This is a genomic window from Sorangium sp. So ce1504 (assembly GCF_051521635.1).
GTDB lineage: Bacteria > Myxococcota_A > Polyangia > Polyangiales > Polyangiaceae > Sorangium > Sorangium cellulosum_B.
On the sequence record NZ_CP150365.1, the window covers coordinates 3,722,530 to 3,738,793 of the forward strand.

Annotated in this window: 10 protein-coding genes; 4 read left to right on the forward strand and 6 right to left on the reverse strand. The window is 70.1% G+C overall.

Translation table 11 applies throughout. The annotated features are described in order from the left end of the window. Positions 1-94: 94 nt before the first annotated feature. On the forward strand, positions 95-3,997 hold the full coding sequence (locus WMF39_RS14225) for a DUF2169 domain-containing protein (protein ID WP_437746040.1): 3,903 nt from the start codon (positions 95-97) through the stop codon (positions 3,995-3,997). Positions 3,998-4,129: 132 nt separating this feature from the next. On the opposite strand, the gene WMF39_RS14230 is transcribed toward WMF39_RS14225, so the two are convergent. Genes WMF39_RS14230 through WMF39_RS14240 form a run of 3 tightly spaced genes read right to left on the reverse strand, consistent with a single transcriptional unit; the run spans position 4,130 to position 7,378 of the window. Next, positions 4,130-4,540 (reverse strand): PAAR-like domain-containing protein, encoded by a 411-nt coding sequence (locus WMF39_RS14230; RefSeq protein ID WP_437290455.1) that lies wholly within the window; start codon positions 4,538-4,540, stop codon positions 4,130-4,132. 28 nt (positions 4,541-4,568) lie between these two features. Further along, positions 4,569-5,444 (reverse strand): DUF3540 domain-containing protein, encoded by an 876-nt coding sequence (locus tag WMF39_RS14235; RefSeq protein ID WP_437746041.1) that lies wholly within the window; start codon positions 5,442-5,444, stop codon positions 4,569-4,571. Next, positions 5,441-7,378 carry a pentapeptide repeat-containing protein gene (locus WMF39_RS14240; protein WP_437746042.1) on the reverse strand — a complete coding sequence of 646 codons (1,938 nt, stop codon included), beginning with the start codon at positions 7,376-7,378 and terminating at the stop codon, positions 5,441-5,443. The genes WMF39_RS14235 and WMF39_RS14240 overlap by 4 nt, the downstream gene beginning before the upstream one ends. Positions 7,379-7,507: 129 nt before the next feature. Here WMF39_RS14240 and WMF39_RS14245 point away from each other — a divergent pair, with 129 nt between their 5' ends. After that, positions 7,508-9,295 (forward strand): hypothetical protein, encoded by a 1,788-nt coding sequence (locus WMF39_RS14245; RefSeq protein WP_437746043.1) that lies wholly within the window; start codon positions 7,508-7,510, stop codon positions 9,293-9,295. A 200-nt stretch (positions 9,296-9,495) separates the two neighbouring features. Here WMF39_RS14245 and WMF39_RS14250 read toward each other — a convergent pair whose 3' ends face one another. Continuing rightward, entirely contained in the window at positions 9,496-12,408 is a 2,913-nt protein-coding gene (locus WMF39_RS14250; protein ID WP_437746044.1) for a type VI secretion system Vgr family protein, read from the reverse strand. A 339-nt stretch (positions 12,409-12,747) separates the two neighbouring features. Here WMF39_RS14250 and WMF39_RS14255 point away from each other — a divergent pair, with 339 nt between their 5' ends. Further along, positions 12,748-13,608, forward strand: a complete 861-nt coding sequence (locus WMF39_RS14255; RefSeq protein ID WP_437746045.1) for an SDR family NAD(P)-dependent oxidoreductase — start codon at positions 12,748-12,750, stop codon at positions 13,606-13,608. Between the two features lie 59 nt (positions 13,609-13,667). Here the strand turns inward: WMF39_RS14255 and WMF39_RS14260 are convergent, their stop codons facing one another. Both WMF39_RS14260 and WMF39_RS14265 read right to left on the reverse strand, forming a co-directional pair. After that, positions 13,668-15,077, reverse strand: coding sequence for a hypothetical protein (locus tag WMF39_RS14260; RefSeq protein WP_437746046.1), 1,410 nt, complete (start codon positions 15,075-15,077; stop codon positions 13,668-13,670). A 385-nt stretch (positions 15,078-15,462) separates the two neighbouring features. After that, positions 15,463-15,891 carry a hypothetical protein gene (locus WMF39_RS14265; protein ID WP_437746047.1) on the reverse strand — a complete coding sequence of 143 codons (429 nt, stop codon included), beginning with the start codon at positions 15,889-15,891 and terminating at the stop codon, positions 15,463-15,465. 225 nt (positions 15,892-16,116) lie between these two features. On the opposite strand from WMF39_RS14265, the gene WMF39_RS14270 reads away from it, so the two are divergent. Beyond that, positions 16,117-16,263 (forward strand): hypothetical protein, encoded by a 147-nt coding sequence (locus WMF39_RS14270; protein ID WP_437746048.1) that lies wholly within the window; start codon positions 16,117-16,119, stop codon positions 16,261-16,263. Position 16,264 lies beyond the last annotated feature (1 nt).

A 16,264-nucleotide genomic window follows, 5' to 3' on the forward strand; every position in this document is an offset into this window, starting at 1 on the left:
CCCCTCACCGCACGCAGGTCGAAGCGCGGAGCGGCCCCGCGTCGCCGAGGGGGGCGCATCCGCCGGCGCTCTCGGCTAGGGTGCCGGGCCGTTCATGCAGCTCATCTCCCTGTCCCCCCTGGCCGCGTCGGCGTTGCTCTGGCGAACGGCGAACGGACCCTGTGTGACCGTCGCCGTGAAGGCGACCTTCCAGCTCTCGCCCGACGGCGTCGCCGCGCTGGCCGCGCCGCTGCCGCTCTTCGACGACGTCTTCCACGAGCAGAACGCGGGCCGGAGCCTCTATGTGGCCTCGGATGCCGTGCCCCACAAGCCCCGCGCCGACGTGCTGCTCACCGGCAGCGCGTACGCCCCGCCCGGCCAGCGCGTGAGCCACCGGTGGGTGCGCCTCGCCGTCTTCCACGCGCACGCGCACGGGCAGGCGCCCGCGGTCGACAAGCGGCTCCAGGTCGTGGGCGAGCGGCAGCGCGATCCCGCGACCGGCCAGGCGACGGCGCCGGCCCCGTTCTCCAGGCTGCCCGTGCGCTACGAGCTTGCCTTCGGCGGCGCGCGCTGCCCCGAGAACCCTGTCGGAAGGGGGGCCGATCCCGCCGACGTCCGGCTGCCGAGCATCGTCAACCCCGCTGCGCCCGACGCCCCCGACGGCTTCGGGCCCATCTCGAGCGCGTGGCCGCAGCGGCGGCGCGCGCTCGCCGCGTGGGATCCCGCGAAGCTCCTGCTGCCTGTCCCGGAGCTCCCGATCGCCATGGACTGGGGCTACTTCAACGCGGCCCCGCGCGACCAGCAGATACGCTACCTGCGCGGGGACGAGTGGATCCTGCTCGAAGGCCTCCACCCCACGGCCGCCCAGGTACGCTCTCGCCTGCCCGGCGTGACGGCGCGCGTGCTCCTCCGCGCGCCGCGGCTCGCCGACCCCGCCGGCGTCGAGCTCACCGTGCGCTGCGACACGCTCTGGATCGACGCCGACGCGCTCCGGTGCACCCTGACGTGGCGCGCGTCCCTGGCCGTCGCCGAGCGCGCCCTGGAGGCCGTCGAGCGCGGCAGGATCCTGGTGACGCTGGCGCCCCTCGACGAGCGCGCGGCGTGGCCTGCGCCGGAGCCCGCGGCCGCGGCCGCGCCGCCGGTCGGCGCGACGACGGCGCCGCTGCCGGAGGGCGTGAGGCCGCCCGCGGGCGCGCGGCCGTCGCTCCCGATTCCCGAGCCGGATCCGTCGGTTGCCCGCGGCATGAGCGCCGAGGAGTGGGCCGCGCGCGGCGCGGGCGCGGAGGCATTGCGCCCGTCGCTCGACCTGACGCAGACGCGCCCCCTCGACCCCGCTGCCTTCGCCGAGGCCCTCCGCGCGTTCGACCCGGCGCCGCCCGGCGCCGTCGCCGCGGAGGCCTCGCAGGCGGGTCCCGGCGCCGGGGAGGCGGCCGGAGGCGCGGGCGCGCCGCCGGTGTCCGGGCAGCCGCCGGTGTCCGGGCAGCCGCCGGTGCTCGCGGACACGCGCGAGTTCAATCTCCAGGACGTGCTGCGCGGCGCGCGCCAGGAGGACGCGCCGTTCCCGATCGCGCCGCCCCGGCCCGCGGAGCAGGCCGAGCCCGCGCGGGCCCCTGCCCAGGTCTCGCTGGAGGCCCTCCGGCAGGCATTCCCCGCCATGGCCGCGCACATCGCGGCGCACGCCGGCGCGCCGCTGCCCACGGCCACGCTGCCGCTGCCCGAGCCGGAGCCGTCGAAGCCGACCAGCGAGGATCTCGCCGGCTCGCCCGACCTGCCGCCGCCCGCGAGGACCACCGAGCACGTCCCGATCCTGAACCTCACCCCGTTCGCCGCCTTCACCATCCCCTGGCAGGCCCGGCCGCCGAGGGACTCGCTCACCGTCGTGGTCAAGGGCACCTTTGACCTCGTGCCCGGGGCGCCGGCGGCGATCGCGGCCGATCAGGAGCTCCCCGGCGGCGACGTCCACGTCGACGACGACCCCGAGAAGAGCCTCCGCTACCCGTCCGATTTCGCGATCTTCAAGCCGAGAGCCGACGTCCTGCTGGTCGGGCACGCGCACCGCGCCAGCGACGGCGACGCCGCGGCGCTCGTCCGGCTGCGCCTCGGCGACGCGCTCGACCGCGCCGTCGCGGCCATCGGCCCGCGCCGCTGGGACGCGCTCGGCGCGCCCACCGCGCCCGGGCCGTGGGACCCCATCCCGCTCCGCTTCGAGAGCGCCTTCGGCGGCGCCGGGTTCGGCCCGAACCCCGTCGGGACCGGGTACGGCGCGCGGGCAGGCGGCGCGCTCCCGTCGCTCGAGCTGCCGGATCGGGTGATCCGCTCGGCGGGCGACAGGCCCTCTCCGGCGTGCTTCGCGCCGATCGCGGCGACGTGGAGCGATCGCCTCGAGAAGATCGGGTCCTACGGCGAGCGCTGGAGGAAGACGCGCTGGCCGTTCTTTCCCGACGACTTCGACTGGACCTTCTTCAACGCCGCGCCCGCGGAGCAGCAGATCGCCTATCCCCGGGGGGACGAGCCGTTCGAGCTCTGGTCCGTGCGCCCGGAGGGCGAGGTCGTCCAGGGGCGGCTGCCCGAGCTGCGGGTCCGCGTGTTCAAGCAGGCGACGGAGGAGGCCGGCGGCGGGTTCTCCGAGGTCCCGATGCGGCTCGACACCGTGTGGTTCGACGCCGACGCGCTCCGGCTCGTGCTGGTCTGGCGGGGCCTGCTCGACGTGGCCGACGAGGACGCTTCCGAGATCGCGTCGCTGTTCGTCCTGAGCGAGCCGATGGCGCAGGGCGGGGCGAAGCGCGAGCCGGCGGCGAAGCGCGACGCGCGGGCGCGCTTCTTCGCGGAGCTCGCGGCGCGCGAGGCGGCCGAGGCGCCGGCGGCAGGCGAGGAGGGGGCGGCGAACGACACCGCGGCCGAGGAGGGCGAATCGGCCCTCGAGGCGCGCATCGCCGAGGCGCTCGCCCAGGCGCGCGCGCGGCGGCGCACGGCGGCCGGGAGCGGCGCGGCGGCGGCGGGGGCCGCCGCGGCGGCGGCTGCCGCAGCGCCGGCGCAGGCGGAAGGCGGCGTCCCCCCGCGAGAAGAGGCTGCTCCCAGCGATCCCGTGGCGGCGCCGCCGACCGCCGGCCGCGACGCCATCCTCGAGCTCCTTCGCCTAGGCGAGCCGCTCGCCGGCATGGACCTGACCGGCATCGACCTGTCCGGCGCGGACCTCGCCGGGGCCGACCTGGGCGGCGTCATCCTGAAGCGGGCGAACCTCCGGGGCGCCCGCATGGACGGCGCGCGGCTCGTCGAGGCCGTGCTCGCGGAGGCCGACGCCGAGGGCGCGCGCTTCGAGGGAGCCGATCTCACCCGGGCCGACCTCACCGGCGCGAACGTCAAGGCCGCGCGCTTCGCCGGCGCCGTCCTGGAGCTCGCGGCCGCGGCGGAGGCGCGCTGCGAGGGCGCCGTCTTCGAGGGGGCGCGGGCGCCCGGCGCCAGCTTCGCGGGGGCCACGCTCACGAGGGCCTGCTTCGATCGCGCGGACCTCACCGGCGCCGAGATGATGCAGGCCGCCCTCGACGAGGCGAGCTTCCGCGACGCGACGCTCGATGATGTGAAAATTTACGGTGCTACCGGGGCGCGCGTCACCCTGGACGGGGCCTCGCTCGCCGACCTCCGCGCCGACGACGTGGTCCTCCGGAACGGGTCGTTCCGTCGCGCGCGGGGCCCGGGTTCCGTGTGGGAGGGCGCCGACCTCACCGAGGGCGTCTTCGCGGGCGCGGCGCTCCCGGAGGCGAGCTTCACCCGGGCGACGCTCGACCGGGCCACCTTCGAGGGCGCCGACCTTGTCGACGCCCGCTTCCGCAAGGCGCGGCTCCGCGGCGCGCGCCTGCGCCAGGCGAACCTGATGCGCGCCGCCTTCGACAGCGCCGATCTCGAGGGGGCCGACCTGCGCGGCGCCAACCTGTATCAGGCGGAGACCTGGAAGGCGCGCACGGCCGAACTCCACATCGCGGAGGCATTCACGGCAGGGACCAAGCTGGAGGAGCGATGAGCCGAACAGCCATGCTGAACCTCCTTCTGCGCCTCTCCCCGCTGCGCCCCGCCGTCCGCCTCGAGACCGCCGGGCGGCGCGACCTCACCGAGGACCCGCTCGCGGGTGGGCTCCTCCGCGGCGCGCCGCGGATCACACCGCCACGAACACCTTCACCTGCGAAGGCGCGACGTGGGCGCCAGCGGGCATGTTCGCGTTCGAGCCGTTATGGGCCGACATCGCGGTGTGATAGACGATCTTCTTCCCCTTGGCGTAGACCTTCGAGCTCGCGCGCTTGAAGGTCACCTGCCCTCGGTTCACGTTCGAGACCATCCCGCCGAGCGTGCCGGCCTCATCGCCCTTGCTGCTCGGCATCTTCGATGCCTCGGTCACGGTCTCCTTCTTCTGGACGAGCACCTTGGAGACGGTCGACTCGCAGCCGTTCAGCGTCCCGATGTTCGGGAACGGCGTCGGCACGGGGGGCGCCGGCGGCGCTGGCACCTTGCACACGTCCGGCATGGCGAAGCACATGCCGCCGGCCTTCGTCGCTGCGGGCATCTTCATCTCAAGATCCCTCCACTTCCACGCTGGCTCATCCGAGCAGCACGCGCTCGCCGTCGATCGATGTCTCCTTCTTCGAGACCATCGATGTCCGCTCGCTGACGAGCTGATACGCCTCGCGGATGAGCGAGCGCGCGCGCCTCGCCCGGGTCTGGAGCAGCCCGTCGACGTCGCGGTAAGCGTCCCTTGCCCGCTCGATCAGCCGCTCGGCCTGGATCTCCATCCGGCCGGCGGTGGCGGCGATCTGCGCGGCGGTCGTGGCGATCCGCTCGGCGAGCACGGTCGCCTCGGTCGCGTGGAGCGACGCCCTCTCGGAGGTGACGTCGACCGCCGCCGCGGACACGCGCACGGCCGCCCGCTCGATCACGAGCGCCGGCTCGCCGCCCTCGCCGACCTCGCTCGCCACGCGCCGCCCCGCCCGGTGCCGGACATCGCGCCGCGCGCGGAGCTCCACGTCCGTGGCCGCCTCCACGACGACCTTCCCTCGCGGCGCCGCGAGCGTCAGGTCCCCCGCGGGGGCGGCGACGCGCGCCGCGCCCGTCGCGGCGTCGTACGTGACGGCGACAGCGCCCGACGCGTCCCGGATCGCGATCGTGCTCCCCTCGGCCGACGCCGTGGCCCCCTCGGCCGTGTGGATCACGGGCCCTCGGGCGGCGAGGAGGATGCCAACGATGTAAAAATCTGATGTGGTTGCGTGTTTCGAGACGAGCACCCGGTCGCCGGGGGTGGCCTGGTAGCCGGGCACGGCGAGCCGCGCGCGCGCCGTGGCGCCCTCGACGCCGGGGGCGCCGGGCCGGACGAGGCGCACGACGGCGCGCGCGGCGTCTTCCAGGTCGACGAGGGTGGCCTCGAGCACGCCGCCCGGGGAGGGCTCGTGTTCCAGGGCGACAGCGTCGTTCGCGTTCATCGGGGCTCCGTCCGGAAATCTTCCGCGCGCGCGCGGTCAGGGTCGGTGTTCTTCATGTTGCGGGTGCGCGCCCCGAGCAGCTCGGCGTCATCGAGCCTGGCCCGGTGCAGGTCGGCGCCCTCGAGGTTGGCGTTCACGAGGTGAGCGCGCTCGAGGCGCGCGTGCGAGAGATCGGCCAGCGAGAGATCGGCGTTCGCCATCACCGCGTCGCGCAGGTCCGCGCCGGGGAGCCTCGCCGCGCCGAGGCTGGCCTCGCGCAGGTGGGCGCGGCGCAGCACGGCGTCGTTGAGCGCGGCGTCGGAGAGGTCGGCGCGGGAGAGATCGGCGCCGTCGAGGATCGCCCTCCTGAGGTTCGCGGCGGGGGCGCGCAGGCCCGCGAGCTTCGCGCCCTTCAGATCGGCGCCTTCGAGGTTGACCTGAGAGGCCTCCACCGAGGTGAGGTTGGCGCCGCGGAGGTTCGCGCCCGACAGCGTGGCATTCGTCAGGACGCAGCCGCGGAGATCGGCGCCCTCGCCGTTCGCGTCGCAGAGGAGCGATTGTTCGATCACCGCGCCGGCGAGCTGCATGGCGCGGAGATCGGCGCCGGAGAGGTCGGCCGCGAAGAGCCGTGTCCGGCGGAGGTCGGCCCCGGCGATGACGGCGGTGGACAGGGCGGCTTCCGAGAGATCCGCGTCGGAGAGATCGGCCTCGGTGAGGTCGACGTCGGCGAGCTGCGCCCCGCGGAAGGTGGCGCCGCCGAGCTTCGCGCCGGCGAGGCAGGCGCCGGAGAGGTCGGCGTCCGAGAGGTCGGCGCCCGCGAGGGAGGCGCCGCGCAGGTCGGCCTCGGCGAGATCGGCGCCGGAGAGGTTCACGCCGGCCCACGAGAGGCCGCGGAGAGCCGCCTTGCCGAGGGACACGCCGGCGAGGTCGAGGCCGCGCAGGTCGACGCCCGCGAGGCGGACGCCCTCGAGCGAGCAGCCCTCGAGCTTCGCGCCGGCGAGAGACGCCTCGTCGAAGGTGGCGCCGGCGAGGTTGGCGTTGCGGAGATCGGCGCCGTCGAGGGAGGCGCCGGTGAGGTCCGCCCCGGCGAGCGAGGCGCCGCGGGCCCGCCAGCGCTGGAGCTGGGCGCCCCGGAGCGAGGAGCCGTCGAGGACGAGCCCGTCGCAGCTCGCGCCGGAGAGGTCGGCCCGGGCGAGGTCGCACTGGACGAGGCGCGCGCCCTCGAGGGCGGTGCGGCGGAGATCGATCGCGGTGAGCCGGGAGGCGTGGAGCTCGGCGCCCGCGAGGGACGCCGGGGGGCTCGAGGCGGAGAAGTCGAGTCCGGTGGCGGCGGCGCGCAGGAGATCGGCGCCGCCGAGGAGGAGGCCTGTCGTGACGGCGGCGCGGAGATCGACGTCGCGGAGCGAGGCGCCGGTGAGGTCGGCGGAGGAGAGATCGGCGCCGTCGACGGCGGCGCGGTCGAGGCGGGCGCCCTGGGCGTCGCAGCGCTGGAGGCGCGCGCCGGAGAGGACCGCGTCGAGGAGCTCGGCCTTGTGGAGGCGCGTGGCGCGGAGATCGGCTCGCTCGAGCAGGGCGCCGGAGAGCTTGGCGCCGGTGAGGTCGACCTGGTGGAGGGAAGCGCCGGTGAGGACAGCGTCGCGGAGATCGGCGCCCGCGAGGCGGCAGGCCTCGCCGGGAGGGCCGCCGAGGAGGGCGCCGGTGAGGTCGGCGTCGATGAGGTCGGCGCCCTCGAGGTTCACGTTGCGGAAGATGGCGCCGGAGAGCGTGGCGCCGGCGAGGGTGGCGCCGCGCAGATCGACGTCCTGCCAGAGGGCCTTCGAGAGATCGGCGCCGCGGAGATCGATGCCGGGGGCGACGGCGCCCGAGATGCGGCTGCCGGCGAGCTCGCCGCGCTGGCTCTTCTGCAAGAGCTCGGCAGGCGTCGGGGGTGAGCCGTGGTTGCGCTCCGCGGGCATGGTTCGGGCGAGGCTAGGCCATCGCGCGGGGGGTGTCACTGAGGTAGCGTGCGCGCTGGCAGGGGTTCGTCGGAGTTGTCCGGGAGGGGCCGTGGCAGGGGCGCGGGAGCGGGGGAGGTGGGGAGAGCGATGATCAGCGTTGCGGTGAGGGTCGAGACGGAGTGCGGCACGTGCCGGATGCCGATGCCGGTCAACACGCTGGCCAGGGAGGTGGGGTGCCAGAGCTGTGGAAGGCCGAACGTAATTGAAGGCGAGCTCTGGCAAGCGTTGTTCCGCGAGCCGCTCTACCGCGGCCCAGGATTGCTCGTGAACGAGGATCGTCGTAGCTCGGCAGGCAAGCTCGCGGTCGCCTACACGCGACGCAGCCCCTCTTGCCAGGGCTGCGACGAGGAGATTCCCATCGCGAGCGTGCAGGAAGTGCGAGGGCAGGCGACGCTCCGCTGTAATCGCTGCGCCAAGCAGACGTGGGTGCGGGCAGTGCCTGCGGAGCTCGTGGGTGCGCTCCCCAACATCACACATCTGGTTGGCGAGGGCCCTGACCCGATCGCGGTCGTCCATTCACCTCAGGCCGAGGTGGCGACGTTTCCGTGCCCGCAGTGCGGCTCACCCACCGCATTCGATGGCGTGAATCGAGTGTATACGTGCCGGTTCTGTACCGCGAGCGTGCACGTGCCTGATGAATTTGTGTATCGCGGGCAACGGCGAGTTTTGGCGCCCTGGTACCTCTGTTTCCATTCGTCAATCACAGAGCGTACACTCGACGCGCAAGCCGCATCCGCGGGGCTGTTTGACTGGGAAATGGATCTGCCGGATGCGATCGTCGACGCGGAGGGAAACCTATATTGTGCAACTAGCAAGTTGTACGGCTTTCTAGATGAGAATAGGGAGCCGGCGTCGAAGATAGAATATGCTTTGTGGTCGCTCGACAACTCGTTGAACATTCGCTGGATCCGGCGCGATCGCTCGGGCGCGGTGCGTTTCATGTTCTGCGTCGGGGACAGACTCCTATTGATTGACGCGGAGAGCTCGTCTCCGCTCTGGCTTTCATCGGCGACGGGCATGCCCGTCGAGCCCTCAGACGTCACGGCGCCAGCGCCTGGGACCAATATTCTTCTCCACCTACCGCGTGAAGCCCGTCTGACCTGCGATCGCGATGGTTCGCTGCTGCTGCTTAAGTACGACAGGATCCGGCGCATGGCGTCGAGTGGAGCCGAGCTTCCCGTATGGCCGGAAGGTGCTCCACGGATCGACGACGGCGAGGACTCTGGCTGGGACTGGCATCGGCCAACCGACCGTCCGCTGAAGATGGATGGATCTGTCGATGCTATCCATTGCGGCCCGGACGGTTCGCTCTACATGCTTCACGACTCAACGTGTGGAATGCTGGCGCGCTTTGACGCCGAAGGGCGGAAGGTCTACTGCGTGGAGCTCCCGGATGAGGCTCTGCGCGGGGAGAATCGCGTCATGGGTGTCGATCTCCACGGTAACGCCTATGTGCTCCGCCACAGCCAGCTCCTGCGGGTTGACGCTACGGGCAAGCAGAGTGTCGTGCTGCACTCTTACCGGGACGCACTGCCCCAGCTGACGATGAGTATTGCTGTATGTCCTGATGGGTCATTCTGGCTGTTCGGCGTCATAGGGTTCGCTTGGAAGTTCGATCCAGAAGGTAAGCTGCTCTTCGCCAGCAAAGAGGAGCCCGGAGCAGGCGGGGGGAAAATGGATGTGGACACGGCGGCGCGCATCGCGCAGATAGAGGAGCTTCGCGCATTGAGTCTGCGCAGGGCAGAAGATGTGGTAAGGTCGGCAAAGGAGGAGAGGGATCGTCGGGATAAGATTGGGTGTGTGTACGGCGCGGTGCTTCTGACTGTAATGCTGTTGTTCTATTTGTGGTTGTTCTTGTTCCGAGCGCGGGGGTGAGCTCGTGATGCTCGGTCAAGCTCGAACAGCACTTCATCCGGCTTCGCTGCGCCGAGGCCTGCCACTGACCAATTCACGGTCGCTGCGTAATTGACGCGTGCTGGGCAAGGCTGAGCGTCGAGGTGCGCTACTTTGGACGGGGTTTCTCCGCCCTGCGCCTCCATCGCGGAGCAACCGTTTGCGAGAGACGTGAGCTCTGCTCATCCGAGATCGATTCGCGCACCGTTCAGACGAACCAGCCCGCTGCCCTTCAGTTCAACTGTCGACGCCTTCACCGTTACACTGCTCTTGTTGCATGTTACCGTTGAGCCACATTTCAGGATGGCAGAGTCACCGCTGAGCGCGCAATTGGAGCCAGGTCCGCCGATGCTCGCTTTCTCTTTGCCTATGCTTGCGCCCCAGGACCCAACCTCGATCGCTGCTCTGCTCCTGCCTTTGAATGAAACTTTTGCTGCGCTGCCGCTAAGCCCGGATTTTGCCTTGATATCCATGTTGCTTCCTGACTGGATATTTACACTGCTTCTTGAGTCGAGGCTGATTGAGCCGCCGGAGTCGAATTCGGTGCTTCCTGCAACATGAGTCTTCAGTGTGCCCATCGCGTGGGTTATGAAGTCTCTTGTGGTGATGGAAAATTTCGATGTCGATCTTATCGATGTTGTGTTGTGTGCAAGAATGTCTACGAACGCCGATGTGATGAGCGCCTTGGCGTTGCTCGCCATCTCAACGGCAATCGGAGACTTGAGAACCGCGGCTGCGAGTCCTGCGACAACGGCTGTGCCCTCTGACGCGAGCGCGGCGTTCGCGCCGCCGCCCACGAATGCATTCACCTGTCCGATGACTGCGGATGTCGTCACGGCGGCGTTGATGCAGCTTGGCGAGGCGATGGCCATCCCTGGGCTTGAAATACGCCCCGGGGACGCTGCCACGTTCGCTGCGGCGGCCATCAGGCCGGCTACTGCGGCAGCCGATTTGTCCCCGGCGTCTTTCATGAGCTTGGACACTTTGCTGTAGAGAGGGCGTCCCGCTTTGAGAGCTCCATGGATGCTGGTGGCACCCTCGACCGCAGCACCGACCCCCTTTAGCGCCACATTGGTGTCGTTGGCTTCGCTCTCCTTCTTCCTGGCCTCCGCTGCCTTTTTTGCTTCCTGGGCCGCTGACCTTGCTTCAGCGACACCTTGATACGAGGCCGCAACGTTTTCGTTCCATTCTTCTAGCGTCATAGGGCGATCGAACCCATCCGAGCCCCGGACCATCGGAGGGGGTGACGGAAACGGGGGACCGGACAGGATCGCCTCCTGCTCGATCCTCTTTGCCGCCTCTTCCGCGATCACCGTTCGCTCATCCAGCTTTGCCTGTTGCCAGGCGTCGTACTTCTTGGGGATGTCGAGCGCCGATTTGGCGGTCGCGAGATAGCTCTCTGTGAGCTTCTCGACTTTATCGAGCTTGCTCAGCGTATTGGAAACTCCAGCGAAGTTCGTGATATCGGTCGCGGCAAAGCAGGACATCGTGCTGGCCACGGAATTCATCACGCTCGTCGCGGTGTTGATGCCACCAATGGCGACCGCACTATAAGCCTCCGTGGTCGTCATGGCAGCGCCCGATTCCGGCGTGTTCGGCGCTCCAAGCTGGAGCGTCGCCCCGCCGTACGGCGTGGAGAGCTTGATCCGCTCCTCGCCTTCGTTGTCGTCGATGTTGATCTCGTTCCCGCCGCCGGTCCGGATGACGTTCCTGCGCGCGTTCTTCGCGTCGACGGTGCTGGGAGTCTGCGGGTTCGGCACGGCGCCGGCGATGATCGGCCGGTCCGGATCGCCGTCGATGAACGTCAGGATCACCTCCACCCCGCTGCGGAGCGGGAAGTGGAACCCGTAGCCCGCTCCGGTATGGGGCTGGGCCATGCGGATGAGCCTCGATGCCTTGCCGTCCTCGGCGCCGCCGGCGTCGAACAGAAAGCGCACGCGGTAGCGGCCGCTCTCGTCGACCTCGGCGTACTGGCCCTTCTCCGCGGCGTCGATGACGCCGGTGATGACGCCGTGCACCTTCGGCTTCGGCGTCACGCGCGGCGGGCGGTACGTGGTCGCATAGGGGATCGCGCGGAAGTCGTTCTCGTAGGCGCGCTCCTCGCCCGTGCCCGCGTTGAGCGTCGCCTGCTGGAGCCGGTGGCGCACCTCGACGAGCAGCAACTCGATGTCGCCGCGCGGGTGTCCCTCGAGCGTGAGCTTCGCGCCGGCGCCGAGGGCCTGCACGTCGCTGGCGCCCTCGAACACCCTGCGGCCGGCGCGCAGCTCCTCCGCGCGGAGGACCGCGATGCGCTCGCCCTCATCGGGGGTCTTGAAATGAGCGCCGTACTCGACGATGTCGCCGCCGGACGCCTCCGAGACGGTCGCGGCCGCCATGAGCGGCACGTGCGGCGTCCGGTAATTGTAGTCCTTCACCACGTACCGGCTCGGGACGGTGCGCGTCGTGCCCTCCAGGCGGTGGACGCCGATGCGATCGCCGCGCGGGTAGAAGTGCGCGCGCCCGTCGCCGGCGACCGGCTGAAAGCCGCTGTTCGTGTCGGAGAAGACCACGACGTCGCGGCCGTCGCGGTGCTCGAAGAAGAACGAGATGCCGAGGTGCTCGGCGAGGCGCGAGACGAACTGGAGGTCGGTCTCCTTGTACTGCACGACGTACTCGCGCGGCGGGTACGTCGAGACCAGGCGGAGCTCGAAGTCGTCGCCCTCGTGGAGACCGGCCCGCTCGAGCTTCTTCTTGATGATCTCCGGGACCGAGAGATCCATGAAGATCTCCGACGTCTCCGTGAGCGTCAGCCGGAAGGCGCGGGGCACGAAGGTGAGCGTGTACGCCATGTGCAGCGTCTCGGTGTGGAGCGCGTCGCGCACGACGGAGATGACGCCGAAGAGGCGCCGCTCCTCGCGGTCGCCCCTCAGGAACACGAGCGCGGCGGGCTCGGCGAGGAGCGCCTCCTCGTCGAGCCCCTCGGGGCTCTTGCACACGACGTGGAGCTGGAACTCGAACGGCTGCGAGATGACCTCGCGCCCGGTGAGGTCGTGGAGCTCGACCGCGTCGGCCGAGAAAGCACGCGATTCCAGGCGAGCAGAGAGGATGTCCTTCATGAGCGTCCCTCGGGTGAAGAGACGCTACCATCGCCCGCCGGCGAGCTCGCTTTCAAGCTGTTCGTGCAGCGGAGCACCGCCGCGTCGCCGCGCGACACAGCTCGCGGAAGCCCCTCAGCATCGGCTCGTCGTCCCGACCATAGGACCTGCTCTGCGCCGGGTTCGCCGTGGCGCAGGGCGTGTCGGCGGCGACCGCAGGCGCATCCGGTTTGAATTTCAATCCTTTATGGATGTTAGCTCACGCCGCCGGCCTGAATTTCAATTTTCACCGGGTCGTGTGTTACCGTCGATGGGGCAGCGCGCCGGGTGAGGCCTCGGCGCCCGAGGAGGGAAGGACCGATGACGGCGAAGCGGGTGGCGCTGGTGACGGGCGCGAGCACGGGGATCGGCCGGAGCGTGGCGGAGACGCTCGCGAGGAACGGGTATGTGGCCTTCGCGGGCATGCGCGATCCCAACGGCAGGAACCGAGCGGCGCGCGACGAGGTGGCTGGCCTGGCGACCGCGGGGATCCCCATCGAGGCGGTCGCGCTCGACGTGACGGACGACGCCTCCGTGGCCGCGGCGGTCGCGATGGTGGTGGAGAAGACGGGGAAGATCGATGTGCTCCTGAACAACGCGGGCGGCTGTGTGATGGGGCTGGCCGAGTGCAGCAGCGTCGATCAGCTGCGGCGGCTCTTCGAGACGCACGTCTTCGGGACGCAGCGCGTCTGTCGCGCCGTGCTGCCGCACATGCGCCGACGAAAGACCGGGGTGCTCGCCTTCACGTCCAGCGTGGCCGGGCGCGTCGTCCTACCGACCACGGTGCTCTACTGCGCGGCCAAGGCTGCGATGGAGATGATGGCCGAGGGCTACAAGCGCGAGCTCGCGTCCTTCGGGATCGACGTCGTGATCCTGGAGCCGGGAATGGTCCAGACGAAGATCTTCGACAACATGTGGCTGGACGACGACACGGCGCGGGCCGCCGAGTACGGGGCGCTCGGCGGCGTGGCGCGCGCCACGCTCGAGATGGTCAAGACCATGAAGGGACCATCCCCGGAAGAGCTCGCGGACGTGCTGCTCAGGCTGCTGGAGATGCCGCACGGGCAACGGCCGCTGCGCACGACGTTCGGCGCGGACGCGGCGCTGGTCGACCCGGTGAACGTCGTCGCGGACGAGGCCACGCGGGCGCTGCACGCACTGTACGGGGTGGACGGGGGATAGACGATGTGCAGCCGTTCGAGGCGCGCACCGCCGAGGCCGACCCGCCCCGGCCTGTCCGACTAGAGCGACTTCAGGTATTCCACGAGGTCACGCTTCTGGCTGGAGTCGAGCCTCAGATCGAAGCGCTCGTTATAGCTGCGCACGACGTCCAGCAGCGTCTCGAAGCGGCCATCGTGGTAGAAGCGACCCTTGTTCTTCGGCTTCATGAACAGCCCTAGCTCTCGGACGAAGAGGGCGGCCAGGTTCATCGTCTTGTACGAGTTGCCGGGCGCGCGGTTCGCCTGGAAGGCGTCAATTCCCATCTCGTCGGGTGTGTGCAGGTTCCAGCCAGCGTCGGTCCAGAGCGGCTTGTTGTGGCAGTCGGTGCACTTCGCGTCGCCGGTGAACAGCTTCGCGCCGCGCTCGGCGGCCTCCCTGTCGAAATCGAGCCCGGGCTCCGGCTTCGGCGCCGGGAGCGCGAGTTGATAGAAGTGCAGCGCCGGGAGCTTCGACGTGACGAGATCTTTCTTCGGATCCACGATCACATTCCAGATCCCGGTGGCCGCGGCGTTCGGGTACTTGTCTTTATCGTTGAGCCTGGGATCGAAGAAATTACCCTTCCCATGGAGCTGGGTCACGGCGACGTACGCGTTCCAATAGGGCACCGAGCCCCAGTTGCCCGTCCAGGTGTGCTCGTTGACTCCGCCCACATCGAACGCGTTGGGGAGCAAGGTCGCGGCGGTCTTTCCGTCAGGCCGGAACGCCTTCCCGTCGAGGAGCAACTGGGCGTCGTACTTGCCCGGCCCCCAGCTGCGCAGAACTCTCCTCACGCCTTCCTCGTTGATGCCCTCGGGCACCTTCGGCAGCAGGTCGACGATCGGCTGGACCGTCGGGGCCGTAGCGATGATGGCGCCGACGTCCAGGTCCCGGTTGGCCCAGCCGTCGAGGCGCGTGCCGATGCCTGGACGCACGGAGTCGTTGACCGTGGAATGACAGAGCGCGCACTGGAGCCCGATAGAGATCAGGTTGCCGCTGTCGTCGAAGAAGCCCGTCACCCCGAGGATCGCATCGAGCTGCAAGAGGCTCAGCGTGACGGCGGGATCGTCGAGGTTGACCCGGCCGCGCGCGATCTTTTCTCGGAGCCGCGACGGGAGCGCGTCCGCGTCCACCTTCAGCCCGAGCCCCAGCGCCTGAGCCGGCGTCACGTTGGCGATGCTCTGGTGCAACCGGAGCTCGCCGCCCCAGAACTCCTCGTCGCCGAAGGTGTCGAATCGGAAGATCTCCTGTCCCCGCTGGAGCAAGTTGCGCGTATTTCGTTCTATGGTGGCGTCGAAGTTGCTGAATCGCGCGCGGCGGGGCAGTTCGTCCTCGGCGGAGGCGACGTGCTCTGCCCCCTCGCCCCGATCGGCTGAGTTGCAGGCGAGCGCGGCCACGCCGAGCGGGACCGTCGCTCCAACGAGCACCAAGAGCGTGGTGAGATGTGTCGTCATGGTAAGACCTTTCGGTGTCTTCGCGTCATACTGCGAATCCAAAAGTGGTTTGTATGCCTTCGTGGGCAAGTAAGAGAGTCCATGAACGTTTCGTCGGGTGAGCTGCTCGTGTGCGGGTCGTGAGCCGGCGACAGGCGTCGAGGGCAAAGGTCTCGTGGCGTTTGTGGGTGTTGTTTCCCGTTCGTGCCAACTGGGGATTCGATGAAAATGGGAGATGATGGATCGAGCTTCAGGCGATGGACGTCTTGCGCCCTGCACACAAGGGGCTGCATTCGGCTTGGTATCGGCAGCCTGGGTGCGGTCACGCCCCCGTTGTCGCTTGCCGTCCTGATGAGGTGCCCGGTCGGCCGGGGCTCGCGGAGAGGCGCCAGTCGGAACGAGCGAGCTAGCGCTGCTCTGCGCTCCCCGGCCGCCCCCCGGGCCTCGCTGCGGCTCCTTGGCCCGCGAGGTCCTGCGGCGTGGGCAGGTGCTCGAGCGTCACCCAGGTCTCGCTGCCCGCCGCGCGTATCGCCCCGCGATACAGGTGGTAATCCACGGCCTCGAACGTGGCCGTTACGGCCTCGGCCGCGGCGCCCGGCTCCGGGGCGAACGCGCCCTCGAACCGGAAGCTGCGGTGATCGATCGGGGTCAGCGCCCCCTCGATGCGCCGCGGCTCCTCGAGGCTCGCGAGCCGCCGCCCGCCGTCGCCAGGATCCGTGATCCGGCACGGGAGCCGCGGCTCCTCGCGCTCACCGTGGTGGAGCCGGCCGAAGAACTCGCCGGGCCGCGCCTGGAAGGGAAGTCGCTCTGCCGTGCTGATCCCCGGCGAGTCCATGAGCGGCGCCGCGGGGGGCCGGGTCGGGGCGCAGCCCACGAGACCGACGACCGCGAGCCTGGCGAAGGATCAGAGAAAAGCGAATTCCGTACGCTCTCGCGGCATCCCGGCTATCGTAGGCGACGCTCGGCCGATGTCGATCCCACACGACCGCAAGCGAACGCGCCACGGTCCCTTCGCGTTGGCGCTCCTTCTGCGCGGCCTGCCCGTCCTTCTCCTCGCGGGGTGCGCCGCGATCCCGGCGAGTGCGGGGACGGCCCTCACGGGGGCTCGCCGTTCATGACCTCGCTGCTCGTCGACGGCCTGATGGACGCATGGCTGCTCCTCCGCGACCCGCGTATCCCCGAGATCGTGGTCAGGGCCGCGGCGTGAT